General features: G+C 69.2%; 18 protein-coding genes. 10 read left to right on the top strand and 8 right to left on the bottom strand.

The features are described from left to right. Window positions 1-81 precede the first annotated feature (81 nt). The 6 genes from IPG50_35105 to IPG50_35080 all read left to right on the top strand — a co-directional run bounded on the left by IPG50_35105 (window position 82) and on the right by IPG50_35080 (window position 4,374). The gene (locus IPG50_35105; GenBank protein MBK6697382.1) at window positions 82-447 is read left to right on the top strand and encodes a hypothetical protein; all 366 of its coding nucleotides are present in this window, start codon (window positions 82-84) and stop codon (window positions 445-447) included. 10 nt (window positions 448-457) lie between these two features. Continuing rightward, complete coding sequence (locus IPG50_35100; GenBank protein MBK6697381.1) at window positions 458-1,357, top strand: hypothetical protein; 900 nt, start codon at window positions 458-460, stop codon at window positions 1,355-1,357. After that, window positions 1,354-1,953: a redoxin domain-containing protein gene (locus IPG50_35095; GenBank protein ID MBK6697380.1), complete on the top strand. Its 600-nt coding sequence runs from the start codon at window positions 1,354-1,356 to the stop codon at window positions 1,951-1,953. Before IPG50_35100 ends, IPG50_35095 begins: the two co-directional genes overlap by 4 nt. Before the next feature lie 215 nt (window positions 1,954-2,168). Further along, window positions 2,169-2,711 (top strand): hypothetical protein, encoded by a 543-nt coding sequence (locus IPG50_35090; GenBank protein MBK6697379.1) that lies wholly within the window; start codon window positions 2,169-2,171, stop codon window positions 2,709-2,711. A 124-nt stretch (window positions 2,712-2,835) separates the two neighbouring features. Continuing rightward, a complete protein-coding gene (locus tag IPG50_35085; protein ID MBK6697378.1) occupies window positions 2,836-3,420 on the top strand; it encodes a hypothetical protein in 585 nt (194 codons plus the stop codon). Between the two features lie 261 nt (window positions 3,421-3,681). Beyond that, window positions 3,682-4,374: a hypothetical protein gene (locus IPG50_35080; GenBank protein MBK6697377.1), complete on the top strand. Its 693-nt coding sequence runs from the start codon at window positions 3,682-3,684 to the stop codon at window positions 4,372-4,374. 138 nt (window positions 4,375-4,512) lie between these two features. Here the strand turns inward: IPG50_35080 and IPG50_35075 are convergent, their stop codons facing one another. Further along, the gene (locus IPG50_35075; protein MBK6697376.1) at window positions 4,513-5,304 is read right to left on the bottom strand and encodes a hypothetical protein; all 792 of its coding nucleotides are present in this window, start codon (window positions 5,302-5,304) and stop codon (window positions 4,513-4,515) included. 320 nt (window positions 5,305-5,624) lie between these two features. Between IPG50_35075 and IPG50_35070 the strand changes: the two genes are divergently transcribed. Then, window positions 5,625-6,086 carry a FixH family protein gene (locus tag IPG50_35070; GenBank protein ID MBK6697375.1) on the top strand — a complete coding sequence of 154 codons (462 nt, stop codon included), beginning with the start codon at window positions 5,625-5,627 and terminating at the stop codon, window positions 6,084-6,086. Between the two features lie 38 nt (window positions 6,087-6,124). Here IPG50_35070 and IPG50_35065 read toward each other — a convergent pair whose 3' ends face one another. The 5 genes from IPG50_35065 to IPG50_35045 are packed head-to-tail and all read right to left on the bottom strand — an operon-like array spanning window position 6,125 to window position 13,972. After that, a complete protein-coding gene (locus tag IPG50_35065) occupies window positions 6,125-7,480 on the bottom strand; it encodes a hypothetical protein (GenBank protein MBK6697374.1) in 1,356 nt (451 codons plus the stop codon). A gap of 43 nt (window positions 7,481-7,523) precedes the next feature. Continuing rightward, window positions 7,524-9,698: a cyclic nucleotide-binding domain-containing protein gene (locus IPG50_35060; GenBank protein MBK6697373.1), complete on the bottom strand. Its 2,175-nt coding sequence runs from the start codon at window positions 9,696-9,698 to the stop codon at window positions 7,524-7,526. Between the two features lie 54 nt (window positions 9,699-9,752). Then, complete coding sequence (locus IPG50_35055; protein MBK6697372.1) at window positions 9,753-10,982, bottom strand: hypothetical protein; 1,230 nt, start codon at window positions 10,980-10,982, stop codon at window positions 9,753-9,755. Then, complete coding sequence (locus IPG50_35050; protein ID MBK6697371.1) at window positions 10,983-12,461, bottom strand: hypothetical protein; 1,479 nt, start codon at window positions 12,459-12,461, stop codon at window positions 10,983-10,985. A 44-nt stretch (window positions 12,462-12,505) separates the two neighbouring features. Next, window positions 12,506-13,972 carry a S1 family peptidase gene (locus IPG50_35045; GenBank protein ID MBK6697370.1) on the bottom strand — a complete coding sequence of 489 codons (1,467 nt, stop codon included), beginning with the start codon at window positions 13,970-13,972 and terminating at the stop codon, window positions 12,506-12,508. A 239-nt stretch (window positions 13,973-14,211) separates the two neighbouring features. Here IPG50_35045 and IPG50_35040 point away from each other — a divergent pair, with 239 nt between their 5' ends. Continuing rightward, a complete protein-coding gene (locus tag IPG50_35040; protein ID MBK6697369.1) occupies window positions 14,212-15,066 on the top strand; it encodes a hypothetical protein in 855 nt (284 codons plus the stop codon). A 226-nt stretch (window positions 15,067-15,292) separates the two neighbouring features. Further along, window positions 15,293-15,910: a hypothetical protein gene (locus IPG50_35035; protein MBK6697368.1), complete on the top strand. Its 618-nt coding sequence runs from the start codon at window positions 15,293-15,295 to the stop codon at window positions 15,908-15,910. Window positions 15,911-15,938: 28 nt separating this feature from the next. Here the strand turns inward: IPG50_35035 and IPG50_35030 are convergent, their stop codons facing one another. Then, window positions 15,939-17,015 (bottom strand): PEGA domain-containing protein, encoded by a 1,077-nt coding sequence (locus tag IPG50_35030; GenBank protein ID MBK6697367.1) that lies wholly within the window; start codon window positions 17,013-17,015, stop codon window positions 15,939-15,941. After that, a complete protein-coding gene (locus IPG50_35025) occupies window positions 17,012-18,583 on the bottom strand; it encodes a serine/threonine protein kinase (GenBank protein ID MBK6697366.1) in 1,572 nt (523 codons plus the stop codon). Before IPG50_35025 ends, IPG50_35030 begins: the two co-directional genes overlap by 4 nt. A gap of 207 nt (window positions 18,584-18,790) precedes the next feature. On the opposite strand from IPG50_35025, the gene IPG50_35020 reads away from it, so the two are divergent. Next, entirely contained in the window at window positions 18,791-19,816 is a 1,026-nt protein-coding gene (locus tag IPG50_35020) for a hypothetical protein (GenBank protein MBK6697365.1), read from the top strand. Window positions 19,817-19,822: the final 6 nt, after the last annotated feature.

Raw genomic sequence — 19,822 nt, 5'->3', positions numbered from 1 at the left:
CATGCCGCAGGGAGGAGCCCATCTGATGGGGTAGGGTCCCGCCCGAGTCATAGGGGCAACACGGCCCCGCCCTGAGGTCACATGCTTATCCGCACCCTTTCCGTCTCTTCGTTGCTGGCTCTGCTCGTGCCCCTCACCAGCGCGTGCCACTCCGACGACGACCACAGCCACACGAGCACCTTCGCCTCGTGCACCGCCATCATCGACGCCTGCCACCCGGTCGACGTGGGAGCGGGGGCCATTCACGACTGCCATGAGGCAGCCCACAACGCGACGAAGGAAGACGACTGCGCTCCCAAGAAGGCGACCTGTGTGGCCCTTTGCGCGGCCGCTGGCGACGGCGGGGCCGCCGCCGACGGAGCACACTCGCACGCTCCCGCAGACGCAGCCCTGTCGGTTGATGCCCACGATGCAGCGCACGCGGAAGACGCCGCGCACTCCCACTGACCCACCTTTCATGTTCAGGGCCGCAATCGTCGCGGCGCTCCTCGTAGCCGCCAGTCTCCACGCCTCGACCGCGCACGGGCAGGCGTGTTGCGCGTCGGGCAGCGGCCTCACCCCCGGCTGGCTGGGCAACCACGACAAGGCGCTCGTTGGGTTGCAGGTCCGGGGCTCCGCCACCTGGGGCACTTACCCCTACGGGGACGGCTTCTTTGAGCGCGCGGCCACGCGCGACGCACGCTACGAAGGCGGCCTCTTCGGTGCGCTTCGGCTCCTGCCACGGGCGCAGGTCGCGGCCTTCGCGCCCGTCGACGTGACGCGTCGCTTCGGCGCCCACGGCAGAGAAGCGGGAGGCGGCGTTGGCGACCTCTCGCTCATGGGCCGCTACGATCTCGTCCGCACCGGCGAACTGCGGATCCCGGGCATCGCCCTCCTCGCTGGCGCGCTCCTCCCCACGGGACGGCCCGTCGACCGAGCCACCGGCCTCTTGGCCGCCGACGCGACCGGCACCGGCACCTTCGAGTTCGATTTGGGCATGTCGGTGGAGCAGACCTTCGGTCGAGCGCTCCTGCACGCGACCGCGCTGGCCGGGCCCCGCCTCCCACGGGACGTCCTTGGTCAACGGGAAGCGCTTGGTACCCGCGGCCTCTTCGTGCTCGCCGGTGGCTACGTCTTCGAGGGCGAGACGTCGCTCCTCCTCTCGCTCTCGCACGCGTCCGAGGGCGACGCCTCCATCGACGGCGCCCGGGCGCGTGGCACGGGAACACGCACGACACAGGCCGCCGTGATCGCGGTCGTGCCGCTGTCCGATTCCTTGAAGCTGCGCTCAACGGTGTTCAGTGACTTGCCGCCGCTGGGCGAAAACCGACCGACCCTCGCCGGCTCCTCGTTGGCGATCCTCTGGAGCTTCCGATGAAACGCGCACTCGTTATCTTCATGGCCCCGCTCGTGATGAGCCTCGCGGGGTGCGGCGCCGGGAACACGGTCGCTATCGCCCCCAACGCACCGCTTGTGGCCGCCGAGGGCGACACCTCGCTCGAAAGGCTGCATCATGCACGCTACACAGTGCTCGTCTTCTTCACCGCGCACTGCCCCGTGCAAAAGGCGCACGATGCGCGCATGCGGGAGCTCGCCGACGCTTTTCGCGCCCAAGGCGTGGCCTTCGTGGGCGTCGCGTCGGAGGTCGGTGCCGACGCACCGTCGGTCAACGAGGCGGCGCGGACCCGTGGCCTTCCCTTCCCCGTGGTCGTCGACCGCGGGGCGCGCCTCGCCGACGCCCTCGGGGTCGAGTACTCGACGCACGTGGTGGTCCTCGGCGAGCCTTCCAAGGCGGCCGCCAACGCCGAGGCACGGCGTTCGGTCCTCTACTCGGGCGCCATCGACTCCGACGGCGCGTTCCTCACGACGTCGGCGAAGCACTACCTGAAAGATGCGCTCTCGGCGCTCGTGAGCGGGACCACGGTATCGACGAAGCGCACGGAGGCCCTCGGCTGTCCGCTTCGGAAGCGGTGAGTTGCCGCAGAGGGGCGCGGCGCCGTGCTGGCGCTCAAGCGGCCCTTCAACATCGACACGGTCGGCGGCGTGCGTGGGCACTCCCGATCCACGCTGATCGATTCTGCGCCTGACCGTCGTGCCCCGCGGTGGCACAGATCGCGCGGACCGGCGGAGCAGCGGAGCGTCCGACCTCGACCAACAGCGTGTGGCATGCAGACTGCACACAGCGTGACATGCGATACCCCATCCTCGTGCTCGTCGTCGTTGCCAGCTTCGGCTGTAGCAATTCGGCGCCTCCTTACGCGAGGCAGGTCCCCGAAGGTGTCCCCGCGGGGACCGTGCGCTTTCTTCTCAGCAACCCAACGGGCGTGCCGCTTTACGCGGTCGTCAGCTGGGTCAACGGTGTCGTCCGCGAGCTGGATGTGCTGGCCACCACGGAGGCGGTCAGCCCCTACACGACGACGCTCTGCGACGGCGACGGCACGCACGACGATCCCTCCTTCGACGTCCGCCAACTCTCCCCGGGAGGCGGCGTAGACTACGTCTGGGGCGGACGCACGGGCGGCGCCGCCGAAGTCATCCCTGATTCGGCGCGCAACTGCGACCACATCCGCTATGTGGCGCCGGGGCCGCGCACGGTGAGGGCTTGCCTCTTTGAGAGTGCTCCCAAGAATCCGAACGGTCTGCTCGATGACGCGCCTCGGCGCTGCCGGGATGCACAGTTCGAAGTGCCGGCCTCGGGCGAAGTCACCGTGGAGCTCACCTTCGGACCGTGAGAACCGAACGACGGCACTGCGCGAAAACGATCCGCGCTGAGTCGTATGACGAGCTCGTTCACCGCCCACGATCAGAGGATCATGGTCGGCGCGGCACGTGGGCGAGGGCGCCGCGGAATCCAGCGTGGCATCGCTGTTGCTCGGCGCCGCGGTCATGCGCAAGGTCTCTCTTCTCTCGCTTCTCCCGGCTCTGGCTCTCGCCTGCGGCGGCGACACCATCACCGCGAGCACCAGCTTCGATCCGACTACCGGCGGACTCCAGGGAACACCGCCGGTGGCGCTCGCGCCCTTTTCGGCGGCGGAGGTTGCCGGCGCGCTCGCAACGTGCGCCGGACCACACGGCTCGGTCGACGAGCCCACCTCCGCGCAAGACCTCGCGACGAAGCTCGTGGGCGCTTGGATCTCGTGCAAGGCGAAGAGCAAATACGATGCGCTCGAGCTTCGGGCCGACGGAACCTTCGCCTACCTGGAGCGTCAGGCGCACGGCGATCTGGAGGCCGCCACCGGCGCCGTCGACGCTGGTCGCTGGAAGCTCAACGGCATCGATAACCAACGGCAGCCGGCCGACGGCGCCGGGGCGATCTACTACCTCGACCTCTACTGCGGCGCCTGCGGTGCGAGCGAAAGCCCCGTGCTCGAGAAGAATCCACGCCGCATGGTCCGTCACCGCTGGGACGGAGGGCCCTACTGGGTGCCGCTCACGCACTGATCTCGGCGCGCCCAAAGCAGAGAGCGCTCCAGCGCGAGCTGTCGTTCTGCGATCGGGGGATTTTGGCGCCTCGCGCGCAATGTGTGGGGCCGGCACGAGACGGCCTGCGCTACTTCTCTAGGGAGCGGCGCTGCCAGAGCCGCTGGTCACCAGGACTGATGAAGGAAGCGAGCGAGCCCCGCGGATCCAGCGCAAAAATCGCTGCGAAGGAGCCTTTCCCGTGAGCCTGATGGATGGCCTGGTTGATGCGTGGGCACGACCATGCATACGCCCTCCTTGCGGATCCTCTCTGCCTTGACCCTCGCCGGCGCGTTCATCGCGTGCAGCGACGTGCCCAACCCCACCACCTGCCGCGACGACCCGAACATGGCCCGTTGCAAGAAGGCCACGCCTTCGATGGCCGAACCGAGCAGTGGCGCAAGCACCATGGCGGCGCAGCCACCACCGCAGCTGCCGGCGGTTCCCGATGCGGGACCACGACCGCGAAAGCCCGATGCGGGGCCTCCGGCGCTGCCGCCGTCGACGATGGCTTGCAGCGACCTCTTGCGGTGCTGCATGCGGGTGAGCGACATCATCGAGCGGGCCGCGTGCCTCGCCATTGGTTACGCGAAGTCCGTCGACCAATGCGCCAACGCCGTCATCGCGTATCAGGTCTTTGGTGGATGCAACCACGACCCGTTCTCCCTGCCCGACATCTTCAATTCCGACGGCTCGCGGAACGAAGCGCGCGACTGCGCCTACTTGCAGGACATGTGCGATCGCTACGGGCAGTGCGACGCGTACAACCAATGCATCGGCATCCAGTCGCCTTCGGGGGGCTTTGGCGGATGGGGCTCGGAGAGCGGCGGCGACCCCTACGGTCCACCTAGCCCCTGCGACGGCTACCCGCGCGGGAGCCAGGATCGCGAGTGCTGCGTCGATCCCTACTCGTACGCTTGCATGGGCCCCACCTAGGAAGAGACACGCCCATCATCTGGCGCCAATGTCGCTCGACCCCAATCGCTCCGTGGCGCACCTCGCCGCGTGCGAGAGCCGGTCGCGGTGATCGCTTCTTGAACGTGCCGCTGAGCGCCCTGGGCCGAGCGCTCATCGCTACTGCTCGAAGCAGTAGAGCCGCGCTCGGTTGTAACAGGGAGCTACGGCGTCGACCCCTCTCAACGAGTAGTCGCTCACGGCGGCCGACCACTCGTTGGCCTTCCTGCAGTCGCCCATCGTGGCTGTCGGGTCAACGGGGAGCCAAGGAGCTCTGCCGAGGGCCCAACTACCCGCGTGGACGTCCGTGCAGCCTTGGGTGAAGGAGCCGAGTCGCGTTCCGGTCCACACGGCGGCCTCCGCGGTCCTTGTGACGCGCACTCCAAGTTCATCCAGATCGATCGCGTGCGAGAGTGTTGCGCTCAACTCGTCGACAGAGGCAACCGCTACCGTGCCATCCAGGAGGTGCCACGGGCTCATGTCCGCGATCCGGGAGGCAGCGTGCACAGTCACCCCGCCGACGACCCCCGAGACGAAGGCCTTCCACGTTCCGCCGAGGTGGGCGCCGGTGGCCGCCGCCTTACAGAGCTTGTCGGCTCCCGCAATCCCGTCGGGAGCGTTGCCCGCTAGTTGCAAGTTGCCCTCGAACGTCGCCGCCGTGACGAAGACGCGCTTGCGCGGAGCGCTCCCCGCGTCGGCTCGCGAGGAAGGGACCGTCTGCGGCGCCGTATCAGGCTTCGGGCTCGCCCCAGCCGCGGGCTCACCAGGCCCGGCGGAGCCATCGACCGCAGGAGCGCCGGCGCCGAGCACTGCCACGGGGGGGTCATCCGCGGCGCCGCCGCACGCCAAGGATGCGAGGCCGACGCCTAGCAAGAGGCCCGTCACGCACCGCCTCAGCAGCGAGTCGCTCAAGCTGGTCACTCGTGCGGGCACCCTCGTTTCTCGGCTCATTGTTCAACTCCCTTCGCACGTTTCTTCGCGCTCGGATCGTCAGCAATTCAAGCGTCGAGCCAGAGCCCTCGCGCGAGCAACACCCAAGAGAAACGTGACCTTGGCGGGGGTTATGCGTTCGTCCTCCGGGGTGACGATTGGTGCGAACCGGATCGAGAAGGGGACCGGGCCACGGCGAATGCGCATCTCGCGCAAGTGCATGCGGCGGGAGGTCGCGGAGCTGAGAGCCACTTCGGTCTCTGGCGGCCACACGCCAAACATGCGCTACAGTAGAGCCTCTCATGGTTCGCTCCGTAGGCCTCTTTGCGCTAGCCGTTGCGACGCTCGTCGCCTGCAGCTCCGATGGCGGCGGCGGAGGCGGCACCGGCACCACCGCGTGCGACAAGGACTCGCGAAAAGACGTCTACGTGAGCGGTCTGTCGAAGAGCGCCGCGTCGCTCTCAGTTCGCATCGTCGAGGCGACGCCGGGCCCGCCGGTGAAAGGCACCAACGCCATGACCCTCGAGATCGTCGACGCGGCGGGTAAGGCCGTCGAGGGCGCGTCGGTGGCGGTTGTTCCGTTCATGCCGGATCACGGTCACGGCAGCGCGGTCACCCCGGAGGTCACGCCGACCGGCGGCGGGCGCTACGCCGTCTCGAAGCTCTACTTCGCGATGGCCGGACTCTGGCAGGTCACCGTCGCGGTTACGCCGCAAGGCGGAACGAAGTCGGAGGCGACGTTCGCCTTCTGCCTCGAGGGCTGACGGAGCTCACTTCCGCTTCCTTCACTTCGCGCGTTCCTTCACTTGCCACAGGGGCCTTCGCCGTCACGCCACTCTTTGACCGCACCGGCCAGGTCGAAGGTCGGCACTCGCTCCACCACGGCGCGCTCCAGATCTCCCGATTGTACGAGGTCGTCCAAGACGTCGAAGTCGATGGGCCGCATCCGGACGCGCATCTTGATGCGATCGGGCGCCGCGCCGCCGATGAGGTAGCTCCGCGTGACGGCGTGAAAGAACGCCGGATCGCTCGGGTCGCTGGTGACCGCCGCCGGCAGCTGCTGGGGCTCGACGCGCGCGGCCTCCCAGAACATGTGCACCTCGCGACCCGCGGCGTCGAAGATCTTGTCACGCAGGAGCCAAAGGTTCGGGTCGGCGAGCTTCGCGGCCGCTTCGCCGTCGCGGACGACGCCGCTCGAGTAGACGACCGCGTCGCCACGTGTGGCCACGAGCTCCACCCAGACGCGCCGGTCCTGCGCAGCCCCGCTCGGGAACGCGTGACCGGCGAAGGCGTTATCGAGCGAGACGTCGGCGACGAAGCCTTCCTCCGAACGCCGCACGCAGAGCTTCGCGATGAGGGAGCCGTCGAGGAACTGCTGCACGCGGCGCCGCTGATCGTCCGCCTCGGGGAACGGCGTGAGGGCGACGTCGACGGCGGGCATCGAGTGGTCGTGGAGCCGACGCGTCGGCGCGTCGGCGACGGCGGCGGCCTTGCCGAGGCGACTCTCCATGTGGCACTTGCCGCAGGTGAGCTGTGTCTTGGGGCTGGGCTTCGCGTAGAGCGACTGCGTCCACTCGAGGAACGTCCGCTCGATGTGGGCGCCGTGCGGCGTGATCACGTCGTGGCACGCGCCGCAGAGCGACGACGACTCGGCGCGCTCGCGATCGTGGAAGGCGGAGGCCCGCGCGCCGTGCGGCGTCCCCTTGATGGGATCGGCGATGGCGCCGCCGAACTGCGCGTCGTCGAGCGTGAGGGCCGCGTCGTGGCTCCCCGTCACGGCGGCGACCGAGTGGCAGAAGTAGCAGGTGACCCCGCGAAGCTTCTGAGGGAGGTCGGCGAGGTTCAGGCCATCTCTCGTCTTGCCGAGGCGCACGGCCATCGGCGCGTGGCACTTGACGCAGAAGTCCCCCAGCGCGCCGTTCGACTCACGCTGCATGCGCCGGTTCATGGCGAGGAACACGGGGTCCTCGGCGGCGTAGGCGTGCATGCTGCCGCTCCACTCGCGAAAATGATCGGGATGGCACGAGGCGCAGGTGTTCGGATCAAGGAGCGCCTCGCCCGTCAACGTCGGCCGCGGCGGGTCCGACGAGCACGACGCCAGCGAGGCACCGGCCAATAGGCCGATGGAAAGGAGCGTGAGCGCGCCGCTGAGCCGCATGCGTCTCCTTATGTACCCCGGACCGAAGCCGGCCGCGAAGGCGTCAGTATTCGAAGCCGCTTTCGCCGATGAACTCCCGCAAGATCGACGTCGACGGCACGTGATCCGGGTAGATGGTCACGAAGCGGTCGAGCAGTTGGCGGAGGCGATACGCCGTGGTGAAGGCCGGGTGGTCTTGCGGCACCTCGAGGAGGTAGCGCTCGGCGTACACTTTGATGACGCTGGGCTCGTAGACGAGCGAGGAGTCGAAGACCGCGTCGGCGAAGCGAAGGAACGGAAAAATGTGGAGCTGCTCGCCACGTCGGACCGACGCCCACCGGTCGATGTTCTCGGTGGCGCGGTAGCCGCGCGAGTGCCGGTCCCGCACGATGCGGCGAAGGAGCCTCAAGTCGGGCGGCGAGACCACCGTCAGGCGATCCAACGGGAGCGTCGTGGCGGGATGCACGAAGACGCGAAAGGCCTCCTCCGGCGCCACGCTGTCGCCGAAGAGCAGCGGGTTGAGGCCGTGGATCCCTTCGACCAAGAGAACGGAGTCCTTCGGGAGCGCGAGCGCCTTGCCGCCGGTCGGCAAGCTGCGGCCCGTGATGAAATCGTAGCGGGCGGTGAGCACCTCTTCGCCGGCCATGAGGCGGCGCAGGTGCGCTTGCAGGAGCGCGTGGTCGATGGCCTCGAAGGCTTCGAAGTCGTATTCGCCCTTTTCGTCGCGCACCGTCTTGTCGCGGTCGACGTAGTAGTCGTCGAGAGAGAGCTGCAGCGGCCGGAGGCCGTTCACCTCGAGTTGCACCGTGAGCCGCTTGATGAAGGTCGTCTTTCCTGACGACGACGGCCCCGCGATGGCGATGACACGCACCGTCGGCCGGCGCTCCGCGACGATGTCGGCGATGCGAGCGATGCGCTTCTCATGAAAGCCCTCGCTCACGCGAATGACCTCGCTCACGCGACCCGAGACGCAGAACTCGTTGAACGTGCCGATGCCCGTGACGCCCATGGACCCGAGCCATCGCCGTTGCTCGAGCGCCATTTCGCCTCCGAAGCGCGGCAGCGCGGCTTCGCCCACGAGCGGATCGACCTCGTCGCCACGGCCGCTCCACGACATGTGCGGCCGTAGCGCGTCGCCGTAGTCCACCAAGAGGCCGTCGGGATGCGGTCGCATGACGAGCGGGCGGACGAGGCCCGCGTGCGGCAAAAGAGCGCCCGTCGAGAGCGCCACGACACGACCGCAAGTCGCGAGCATCACCGTCGGCTCGCGAATGCCCAAAAGGAGGCTCGCCGTGTCGCGCCAGCCGCGCTCGGAGAAGTGACTGCGCGCCTCGCTGACGGTCCACAGCTCCTCGCGGAAGGGCGCGCAGGCGTCGATGAGCGCGTGCAAGCCGCGCTGCAAGCGGCGCGCGAGCTCGGCCGGATCGAAGGTCCCCGACACGCGCATCAGCTGGCCGGCGCTCAACGAAGGCCCCATGCGAACGCTCACCTCGGGCGCGACGCGCTCAGCCGCCTCGAGCAGCGCGAGGCCTGCGCTGCGGCGATAGACGTCGCGGCCGGCCCAGTCGGCGAGCGTCAGCGGCTCGAGCGTACCGTCGGAGACGATGGGCGCGTCGAGCGCGATGGGCTTGTGGTCGTGGAGCGCCGCCACGACGGTGAGGCCACCTTCGATGGGCGCGAGGAGTCGCCGCGCCGGTGTGCCCGTGGCGGCGATGACCCGCTGGCCCCGAATCAAGAGCGACACCTCCGCTCGCCGCGGGAGCGAGCGCGTCCGGAGCAGCGTGCCCACGCGGTCGACCAAGATCGAGAGCTCGCCGGCGAGCGACGACACGAGCGATTGCGTCAGATGGAGCGCCAGCGACGGGTGATGCTCGGCGAGCGTCACGTACCGCGCCCGCGACAAGCGGGCGAGGCGCATCGTCGTGGCCGCTTCGACGCTGCTCGTGTGCTTCACGCCGACGAGGGCGAGCTCGCCAAAGTGGTCGCTGGGGCCGAGCGTGCCGGGCCCCATCTGGCTGTGCCGGACCCGAGCCTCGCCCTCGAGGATGAAGAACATCATGTCGCCAAGGGTCGCCTCGGCGATGAGCTCGGTGTCTCGCGTGACCGCCACTTGATCGAGGACGTCGATGAGCTGCCCCAGCTCTTGCGCGCGCAGACGACCGAGCAACGGATCGCGGCCGAGGGTCTCGAGATCTTCCGGCCTCGCGCCGTATTTCAGCGGAGTCACTTCGTCGTTCATGGCCTCGGGGAGAGTAGCCGCGAACGGCTCGGAGGGCTCGACTCGGTGAAGGAGCTAGGGCGTCACGATCCACGGATTGTGGCGCAGCATCGAGTATTCGACGGGGCCCGCGCAGAAGTCCTCCTTGCGCACCAGCGGAGCCATGCGCGGGACGTTGGACCGCCGCGCGTCGACCGAGACGTCGACGCGTGCCGCATCACCGCGCGCCGCAAGCAGGCGGCACAACCGCTCGGCGGTCCCGACAATCACGATGGGGTCGCAGCGCACGCGGTACTCGAGGTTCAGGTTGATGAGGGGGACGAAGCGTCGCTCGCCGGCGCTCGTGGTCATCACGGCGCCGCCCTCGCACTCGACCTTGGCGTCGAACATGTGGAGGGCGAAGAGGCGGCCCTCGCCGGTGAGCCCCGGATCGCCAGGAAACGTGTAGGGCACGAGCTGAAAGAGGGAGAACACGACCGCGACAGCCGCGGCCGTGCGCCACGCGCCCGCGTGAGAGACGGCGGAGATGGCGGAGACGGACAGCGTCTCATCGGGTGCCAAGCGCCAGACGATGGGGAAGAGCGCGAGCAGCCCGAACATGAGCAGCGGGTAGAAGAAGCCCACAACGGCGAACGAGACGGCGTGAAAGAGCGCCAACTGCGCCAGCACCAAGAGCCGGACGCTCGTTCGCTTCGAGTAGAGGCCCCACACAATGGCGAGCTCGAGCACCAGCACATAAACGCAGGCCGCGGGGATGAGCGCGTCGGGCACGAGGCTGGGCTTCGCGTAGAGCGCGGAGCCGCTGATCCACTCGCTGTTCATCTTGAGCGTGCCGGCCCAGAAGTAGAAGAGCGGCAAGAGCGCCTGGAGCGCCACCAGCTTCCGCGGCGCAAGCAGCAAGACGACGATGACCCACGAGAGCATGTACGACTGATTGAAGCGCAGCCGGTAGTCGAGCGAGTAGATGGCCAGGCCCACGACGAAGGTCGCCACGAACGACGCGAATGCGAGCGCCGAGCGTCGACGCAGGATGGCCCAGAGCGCGAGGAGCGCGAGCGCGACGTACGCGCCGACGAAGGTCCGCACGAGGCCGGGTGTCAGGTGCGCTCTGAGCCGCCAACAGTCCGCGAAGAGCGGCCAGCAGACGACGTCCTCGCCGCTCACGAGCGAGACGATGTGTTTTTGCCTGAACCACGCGTGCGCCGTCAGCACATGCAGCGCAGCGAGCACCGCACCAAAGGCGCGCAGTGCCGGCGAGCCGAAGGTCGCCTCACCCCGCGCCGCGAACCAACCGGCGACGTTCACTCAGTCGATGGGTTCGGTGACAGCCGTCAGCTTGAGCGTGCCGTCGGCCGGGAGGATCGGCACGAGGCCACCGCCCGGTCGATCCTCGTACATGTTTTGCGACGGCCCGACGGAGGCAGAGACCTGCCGGAGCTCGCGGTAGCCCGGCAAGAGGCTCGAGTCGACGAACACGAGCGTCGGCGTCTGGTTGACGGACGACGTGGCGCTCGGCGCGTAGGCGGCGAGCGCGGGGGGCAATTGCGGCGCTTGGATCACCTGAGTTTGCGGGGGGACGACCATGGTCCAGTGTCCCGAGACGTACGGCCCGCCGTCGGTCGGCGACTCCCACCAGCGCACGCGGACGAAGAGGCCGTCGGCGGTGACGGGCGTGCTCGAAGCCCAAGTGACTGCGGGACGAGCCGGGACACCGGCGTCGACGTCCGCCGCCGTTAGCGCTGGCATCATCTGCGCGACGTCGATACTCGGACTTCCCCCGCTGGCGCTGCGCCCAGCGATGGCGCGAAAGGCGACACCGCTTGAGAGGTCCTCCCGATAATTAACTTCGTATTGACCGTTTGCCGCGACGCCTGGATGCACCTCGAAGGAGAGCTGCAGCGGCCCGCCGTCTGCGTTGCCGACGACGTTCGTGAACGAAGAGATGGCTCCGCTGTTCATGATCTCGGAGTAGACCGCATTGCCAGAGGCGACTGGGTCGGCGCCGACGACTTGCAGCGCCTGCGCTCCGGCGTCGGCCCACGTGCCGCCAACGTCGACGGGCATCGGCGTCACGACACCGGCGTCGGCGATTGACGCGCTCGCCAGCGAGGCGAAGCCTAGCGTCGCGGAGCCGGCGCTCTTGGCCTCCACGACCACCGACACGGTGGACCCGTTCGTGCAACCAGGATCGAGGGTCACGTTGATGGGGCCGGTCTGCCCGCCGTCGACGACGTTGACGCTGTTCGAGCAGGAGCCCACGCGCGCCACGTAATAGGCGGTCCCCGCCGGCGGCGACGCCGGTGCCGATTCGATGTCAATCGAGGGGAATGGCGGCTGGGCCGCCGCGAGCGGCTCAGCGGCGCGGAGCACGTCGCCTGGTTCGACGCCGGCGATGGTGACGAGCTCCGGATTTGTGACGGTGCCGAAGACCGCGGTGACTTGCGAGCCGGCGGGCACGACCATCGCGGCTTGGCCGCTGGCGTCGGTGGTGCGCGTGTCGAGCACGGCGCCGCTCGCGTCGTGGAAGACCACCGTCACGCCGCTCGCGGGCGCACCGGCTCGCGTCAGGATCACGGTCACGGGCGCCGGCGCGGCGTCGCCACCGGCATCGATGCCGACGGGCGGCACGCCGGTCTCCGGCGTCGTGCCGTCAGGCGAAGCGGCGTCGAGACCGCCGCCGTCGAATTGGAAACCCGGGTTGGACGGATCGTCGTCGACGCACGCGGCGTAAGTGCCGACGGCGACGATCATGGACGCTAGACCGAGAAAGGAAGTGCGGCGCATCGCTGGATGATAGCGCGGCGCAGCGGGTCAGCACACGGCTTCGCTCAGGGTATGCGGCGGCGCCGCACCCACGCGAGGAGCGCCATGGCCAGCCACGAGGCCGACGACGTCGGGGCGGAGGACGCCCTTCCGACGACCGCGCAGCCTGAGTCCTCGGCAGGCGGTGCCGCCGCGGGCGCGGGAGGCGCCGAACCCGCGTCACCTTCCGGTGGCGCCTCGGCGAGCGGAGGCGCGGACGATGACGGCGGCGCGAGGCCACAATCGGCGGCGCACTTCGAGGCGCGACACGCCTCCACCGCCTTGTAGGCCGCGTTGGACGCGCACCCGGCGAACGTCCCCTTGGTGGCGAGGCACCGGTTGCCCACGGGCTCGTGCGCCGCCGTCGTCACCTCGCTGCAGCAGCTCGCCTCTTGGCACTTGCCGCACGGGGTGAGACCGACGTCGACGCTGCACTTGGGGACATTGCCGCACGCCGACACGCTGCCGCACTTGCTCTTGCACTCGCCGAGGCACGCGCAGTTGGCCCACGCGAGGAGCGGCCCCACGGCGAGCGGGTGTTTGGACTCACACGTCGCGAAGCAGGCCGCGGTACTGCACGTGCTTCGACAGTCGCGGAGCGCGGCGCATTCGGCTTCGCTGTTGCAGCGCTCGTAGGCCGCGTGACACGCGTGCGAGCCGACCGTGGAGACCTCGCGGCACAGATTGCAGCCGCTCAGCGCCGGCGCCTTGTTCACCTCGCCGTCGATCCATGCGAGGGCCGACGACACACGCTCCGCGACCGCGTAGACCTTGCAGTCCGAGTCCGAATACGACGTGACGCCAGCGACGTATTCCTTGCCGCCGGAGACGTAGAGCGACGGGCCTCCGCTGTCGCCCTGGCACGTGCTGCCGATGGCGTAGCTGGTTTCGAGCTCCGTCGCCGACACCTTGGTGAGCGTGGTGGTGACGCTCCGGCGCTTGGAGTTGTCGCCAGCGTCGACGACGCCGCTGATCTTGCCGTACCCAACCTCGACGATGGACTTGCCGATCGCCAGATCGTCCAAGTTCGCGGGCAAGATCGGAATCACCGGCGTCGAGGCGTCGACGCCGAGGATGCGCAAGACGGCGAAGTCATTCTGCGGCGGCGTCGTGCCCGTGAGGGCGACGTAACCGGGGTGCATCACGGTCTCCGAGACGACGAAGTCCGTCGCGCGCAGGTACGGCTGGGGATCGTTCTGGCCCACGGTGTAGTCGTCCACCATGCGCACGTACGCGGCCTTCTTTCCGTCGACGCAGTGGGCGGCCGTCAGGACCCACCCGACGCCGGTGACCGGGTCGGTGCGAACGATGGTGCCGGTGCAGACGCCAGCGTCGAGCATCACAGCGACGACCGCCAGGTGCGTCGCGTCGAGCTGCCCACCGATGATTCGGCCTCGAGCAGAGCCGAAGGTCGCCGCCGACTCGGAGCCGCAAGCTGCCACGGTGGTCACGAGGCCGAAGACCGCCGAGAGCAAGACCGTGACGTGACGCATGAGACCTCTGGCCAGGTTGTGGGCGCCGGCGCGCTCTCGAAATCGGCGCGCACCGGGACGCCACGAGCGTAGCCCAGGGCAGCTCCGCGCTGACAACAACGCTGGCGATGCCGAGCCCTTAAGGGCTCGCGCATGCGGCCGTTCGCAAGGGTATGGAGTGCCTTCCGTGGTTCCGTGGTGCACCTCCTCGTGGGCACGGCGTCGGGCGTCTTCTTGGCGGGGCGCTCTTGGTGGCGACGATGGGCGGCCTCCCCGCTTGTGGCGGCCAAGTGGTCGCGACGCACACGGTGTCGCCGGCCGAGGCCCGCCGCGACGCGCTTCGGCCGCTCGCGATCATTCGCTCGACCAAGCGAATCCCCCTGCCGGAGGGCGCGCGGGTTGATCGCGGCGAGATCACCCTCGTCGCAAGCGAGCCCGTCGAGTTCGGCGCCGTGATCGAACAAGACGCGGCGGGCCAAGTCATCGCCGTGCGGCACACCAACGGCAGGCGCGTGGTCTTTCGACCCGGCACGGCGGCGATGTCGCGCTCCGGCGATTCGGTGCGCGGCGTGACGACGGGGCCCGACGCCACCCTCGAGCTCCTGTCGCACGATCGCATCGAGGTCGAGAGCGCGCCACGGCAGGACATCGAGCCGGTAAGGACGCGCCCTTCCGCCGACGGGGTCGCCTCTTCGGAGGTGTCGAGGCCCACCGGCCTCCTCATCGGCGGCGCGACGGTCTTGCTCCTCGCCTACGCGCCGACGGCGTATTTCGGCGCCGCCTCGAAGCGCAGCGCCGATCGCGAGCTTCTGATCCCCGTCGCGGGGCCGTTCATGGCCTTTGCGAAGCGCCCCAACTGCACCCCGCCGCCCGGCTCCGAGTTGATTCCCGTCGATCCGTGCATCGAAGAGACGGCCACGCGCGCCGCGCTCATCACGAGCGGCGCCATGCAGACCTTCGGCGCGTTGCTCGTCGCCCTCTGGCTGCCGCCGCGCACCGTGAGCGTCGGCCCCGCGAGCGCGACACCAAAGACCAGGCCGGCTCGGCAAGCGAACGTTCCGTCGATCGCGTTCGTTCCGATGGGCGCCGGCGCAGCCGCCGTCGGAACCTTCTGAAGGGCCTCTGACCGCTGAGGGCTCCAGCCAAAGGGTCTGCAGAAAGTTGGCCCGACGGATCCCGACGTGGCACCTGTCGACGGTGCCCAGCGAGTGTAATTTTCGCGCAACGGCCCGGCGGATCTCCGCTGGTCCATCGGTCGCCGACGAGAGCCTCGAGAGCGGCACCATGAGCGGAAATGGGACACCGAGGGCGTCCGGGCGGTTCCAAACGACGCCCGCAGGCGTGAGCACCAAGTTTGCAGAATCCATCGAGGTGGAGCCGTTGGACCGCGCGGAAGAAACCCCCTCGACGTTTGCCGAGGCCTGTCGCGAGACGGGGCTTGCGTTCCTCGACGGGGCTCGCGACGGCTGGGACAAACGCGACTTGGCGGAATGGCTATGCGGTCCATATCGCGCCCTGGCGAACGTGAGCGCCGAAGCCGAGGGGGCGGACGACGACGGCGCGAGCGAGTCACGCCACGAGGCCGCGCCCATCAGCGAGCGCTCCATCGCCGAGCTCCTCGCGGCGACCCGTCGCGTCGTCGTCGACGCGTTGGTTGAGCTCTCGGAGGGCGAATGGAACGCAGTGACGCTCGCCATGCGCGACGGTCATCTCGAGCCAGCGCGTCATGCCGGAGAGCTCGTGTGGCTGCCCGTCGATCAGCCCAAGATGCGCCTCGCCGCGCGCGTCCTTTCGCTCTTCCTCGTCGACTACCTCGTCGACGCCACGCCCTACGAGGCGCTCACGGTCTGCCGGAGCTGCGACGACGTCGGCTTCGACGGCGCATGCGCGTCGTGCCACGCGCCGTCGTCGGCGAGCTACCTCCGCGAGATTCGACCGCGGCTCGCGAGCTCGAGCTGACGGGCGCGTCGGTGGGCCTGACGCCGGCTTATCGGAAGCGGACCGACGCCTGCACGTTGCCCGGCGCCAGGTTTCCGATGGGAGCCGGTTCGGTGCGATCCTCGGGGCGAAAGATGACGACGGCGCCCACGGTGGCACCGGCCGCGAGGAGCACGCCGCCGCCGATCCAAACCCAGGCGGGAACCTTCGAGGGCGCTTCCGGCTCCTTCTCGAGGGTCACCGGAACGGTCCGGGCCTGCTCGTCTTGCACCACGATTTCTGACTGAAACGGCCTCATGCCCGGAGCGATGACGCGAATCTGGTGGCCGCCGCTCTTGACGACGCCGTCCCAGCGGCCCGTGCCCACGAGTTTTCCGTCGACGTAGATCGATTGCCCGTCCTTGGCCGTGACCGACAACTTCCCTTCGTGCACGATCGGCACGAGCGAGGCGACGAGGGCGACCTCCGCGCTCCCGCCCACAGGCATCTGCGTCGTGAACTCCTTGTGGTCGTCTTTGCGAACGCGCACGCGACGCATCCCGATGTCGACGATCACGGGCTCCGTCATGGGCGACGTGCCGACCACGACGTCGTCAATGGCCACCTCGGCCCCGGGCACGTTGACGTTGACGCGAAGCTTCGTGGTGAGCGGCTCGACGGTGCGAAGAAGGTCGGTGGCCTCCGCGCGATCCTTGTCGTCGAGCTTGTCGCCGCCCTCGGCGAGGTACCGGCGCACGAGCTCGAGCACCTTGGCGTAGTGGCGAAGGTTCTTCTCGCAAGCCGCCATGTTCCAGAGGAGGCGCGCGTCAGCGGACTTCTTGTGCGCGCTCTCGAACTTCACGAGGGCGCCGGCAAAATCGCCGTCGCGGAACAGCTCGCGACCCGAGTCGTAGTCGGCGCGCGCATCGCCGCTGAGGGATTCGGCCAAGGTCGGCCGCTGGGGCGCCACTGGTGCGACCGGAGCGACGACGGGCACGGGTGCGGTCGGTGTGACGGGCCGAGGGCGGCGTCGACGTTGCGCCTCGGAGGGCGCTGCGCCGAGAAGTGTGGCCGCGGCGAGGGCGACGACCAAGCACCAGCGCGGCGCGGCGGTGACGAAACGCGAAGACCCGATGCGCGTGCTCATTTCAGCTCCATAAAGAGGCGACCTTTGTCACTCGAGGCAGCCGGTGGTGCCGGCGGCTTCTTGGGTTCCGTTCGCGTTTCTGTTCGTGCAGGCGGTGCCGCGGTGCCGACGCGCACGGGGGCCGGCGTAGACGAAGACGGCGACGCAGAAGAAAGCGCGACGGCGGCGCTCGGCGAAGGGGTCGTCACGACGGACGCCGACGCCGACGCGGGTGGTGCGGCAAGGACGGACGGCACCGGGGCCTCCGGCGAAGCCGACGCCGGCGCATTCTCCGCGGTGCGCGCGCCCGCCGTCGTGGTCGGGGTACTCCGCGCGAGCGTGAACGCGAGGGCGCCGCCGCCGAGGACCCCGAGGACGGCGATCACAGCCCGAGAGCGCGACGACGACGACGGGCTCTCGGCGCGCGCGTCCATCGACTGGGCCACCGCAGTCTTCGGGCCCGTCGCGTGGCCAGCAGACCATGCCGTCGCCTTGCCGGCGCCCGGCGCGGCCTCCGCCGACGGCTCCGTTGACGACGGCGACGAGTAAGGCCCCGACGAAGGAGCGGACGAAGCCTCTGACGAAGCCTCTGACGAAGAGAGCAGCGTCGCCGCACCGGCACGCGGCGTCTCCGTCGCTCCCTCGGCGCTGCTGGCGGGCGGACGAAAGGTGGCCGCGTGAGCGGCGGTGCCGGAGAGGCGCGCGACCGAGTCGGCAGAGGCGTGCCCCTCGGCGTCGGCGACGAACGGGGCGAGCGCGAGTGCGAGCTCGCCGACATTGGCGAAGCGCGCCTTCGTCTCGGTCTCGAGGCACCGGTGCACCGCGCGCGCGAGGGCCTCGGGCACATCGCGACGCACCTTGCTGAGCGGCTCGGGATCGTTCTGCAGGATCGCTGCGACGATCTGCGGCATCGAATCGCCGGGGTACGCGAGGCGCGCCGTGAGGAGCTGGTAGAGGATCGTCCCGAGGGCCCAGATGTCGGTCCGTTGGTCGACGCGCTTCGAGGAGCTCAGCTGCTCCGGCGACATGTAGTGCGGCGAACCGAGGATGGAGCTCGTGCTGGTGAGGGCGCCGGTCGTTGGATCGAGGGACTTCGAGATGCCGAAGTCGAGCACCTTGACGATGGCGGTCTTGTCGGGGCGACGCGCCAAGAAGAGGTTCGCCGGCTTGAGATCGCGGTGCACGATGCCCGCCGCGTGAGCCTCGGCCACGGCCTCGAGCGCCTGCATGACGTAGGAGACGGCTTCGCTGACCGGCAAGGGGCCGCGCTCGTTGACGATGTCCTCGAGGTCTTTCCCCTCGAGGTACTCCATCACCATGAACGGCGCGCCCGAGGCGAGCTCACCGACGTCAATGACGCGCGCCACGTGCTCGGTCTTGATGCGCGCCGCGGCCCGCGCTTCGCGGCGGAAGCGGTGAACGATCTCTTCGCTGGCCAACGCCTCCTCGAGGAGAAACTTCAGCGCGACGCGCTGTTCGAGCTGCAGGTGGGTCGCCGCGACGACGATGCCCATGCCGCCTTCCCCGAGCACGCGCTCGACGCGGTACTTGCCGGCGAGGACCTCGCCCTCACGCACGGGGGCGCTCATCGCGACCTGCCCAAAACGCGGCCCACCGAGAGCGGCGGCACGAAGAGGTGGGCGCGTGGGCGGAGTTTGGGCACGACGAGCCATGTTATCGAGGCGAAGGGCTCGTGACCACAGGAGCGCCGGAGGGCCGTGACTCCCCCCGCCGGCTTGCGAAAAACCCGTCGTCGCGAGGTGCATTCGCGGCGCAAAGTGCGCTACACGACGGCCATGAATCGCGCCCTCCCGCTCGCCCTCGTCTTTGCCAGCTCGGCTCTTGCCTACAGCGCCTGCGGCGATGACGACCCCTCCCCTTCGACGGGTGGCTCACTCGATGCGAGCTTGGATCTGAACCAGCCGACAGCCGAGGCCGGTGCGCCCGACACGGCCGTCGCCGATAGCGGCGGGCCTCCCGACGCAGCGAGCGCGGACAGCGGCGCTGACGCCGACGCCGACGCCAGCACGCTCGACGCGGCGGGCGACGCCACCAACGATGCGGACGCCGCGACGGCACCGACGCTCTACGCGCACTTTCAGGGAAGCCTCTATCGCGTGAACCCGTCGACGGCAGCGCTCACGCTCGTCGGCGCGACGGGACACACCGACGTTCGCCTCGCGTGGAACCCCGTCCGCGGAGGTCTCTTCGCCGTCGTCGACGCGCTCACGGCGCCCAAGCTCGCGACGGTGGATCGCTGCACCGGCGCCATCACCGTCGGTCCGCGCGTGACGAAAGCGCCCACCGGCGGCGGAGACGCGGGCCTCCTGAAGCGCATGGAGTGTTTCGCGGCAAACCCCATCACGGGCGAGTTCTACGCGTCCGGCGACTGGGTTGACAGCGCGACCAGTCTCACCGGCAGCTTGGTGAAGGTCGACTTCGACGCGAGCGCCGCGTCGCGCCTCGGCTCGCACCAGACGCTGCAAGACGACGGCGACAGCTGCTCCTTCCGCGGCGGCACGCTCTACATGATGGACGTGATGCAAACGACGCCCACGACCGGCAGCAGCGCCATCTACACGATGAACCTCGCGGACGCCGCGGCCACGCTCGCCATCACGACGACGCCCCGCATCACGCGCATCGGCGTCGAGAGCACGCTCGACACGATCTTCGCCATCAACGGCACCGACAAGACCCTCATGCGGCTCGAGTTCGACGCCGGCACGAGCCTCATTGGGTCGTTCGGCTTCGACGCGGCCACAACGGCCGCCGACTTGGACTCGCTCGTGGCGGCGCCGGAGCCGGCGGTGTGTCCGTAGGGCTCA

It is taken from the genome of Myxococcales bacterium (assembly GCA_016703425.1).
Taxonomy (GTDB): Bacteria; Myxococcota_A; Polyangia; order Polyangiales; family Polyangiaceae; genus JADJCA01.
This window is presented reverse-complemented; position numbering and strand designations above follow the sequence as displayed.

What these genes read in the sequence shown, in the direction of transcription:
- IPG50_35105 (MBK6697382.1), top strand. Translation starts at nt 82, where the DNA reads ATGCTTATCCGCACCCTTTCCGTCTCTTCGTTGCTGGCTCTGCTCGTG.
- IPG50_35100 (MBK6697381.1), top strand. Translation starts at nt 458, where the DNA reads ATGTTCAGGGCCGCAATCGTCGCGGCGCTCCTCGTAGCCGCCAGTCTC.
- IPG50_35095 (MBK6697380.1), top strand. Translation starts at nt 1,354, where the DNA reads ATGAAACGCGCACTCGTTATCTTCATGGCCCCGCTCGTGATGAGCCTC.
- IPG50_35090 (MBK6697379.1), top strand. Translation starts at nt 2,169, where the DNA reads ATGCGATACCCCATCCTCGTGCTCGTCGTCGTTGCCAGCTTCGGCTGT.
- IPG50_35080 (MBK6697377.1), top strand. Translation starts at nt 3,682, where the DNA reads ATGCATACGCCCTCCTTGCGGATCCTCTCTGCCTTGACCCTCGCCGGC.
- IPG50_35070 (MBK6697375.1), top strand. Translation starts at nt 5,625, where the DNA reads ATGGTTCGCTCCGTAGGCCTCTTTGCGCTAGCCGTTGCGACGCTCGTC.
- IPG50_35065 (MBK6697374.1), bottom strand. Translation starts at nt 7,480, where the DNA reads ATGCGGCTCAGCGGCGCGCTCACGCTCCTTTCCATCGGCCTATTGGCC.
- IPG50_35060 (MBK6697373.1), bottom strand. Translation starts at nt 9,698, where the DNA reads ATGAACGACGAAGTGACTCCGCTGAAATACGGCGCGAGGCCGGAAGAT.
- IPG50_35050 (MBK6697371.1), bottom strand. Translation starts at nt 12,461, where the DNA reads ATGCGCCGCACTTCCTTTCTCGGTCTAGCGTCCATGATCGTCGCCGTC.
- IPG50_35045 (MBK6697370.1), bottom strand. Translation starts at nt 13,972, where the DNA reads ATGCGTCACGTCACGGTCTTGCTCTCGGCGGTCTTCGGCCTCGTGACC.
- IPG50_35040 (MBK6697369.1), top strand. Translation starts at nt 14,212, where the DNA reads ATGGGCGGCCTCCCCGCTTGTGGCGGCCAAGTGGTCGCGACGCACACG.
- IPG50_35030 (MBK6697367.1), bottom strand. Translation starts at nt 17,015, where the DNA reads ATGAGCACGCGCATCGGGTCTTCGCGTTTCGTCACCGCCGCGCCGCGC.
- IPG50_35025 (MBK6697366.1), bottom strand. Translation starts at nt 18,583, where the DNA reads ATGAGCGCCCCCGTGCGTGAGGGCGAGGTCCTCGCCGGCAAGTACCGC.
- IPG50_35020 (MBK6697365.1), top strand. Translation starts at nt 18,791, where the DNA reads ATGAATCGCGCCCTCCCGCTCGCCCTCGTCTTTGCCAGCTCGGCTCTT.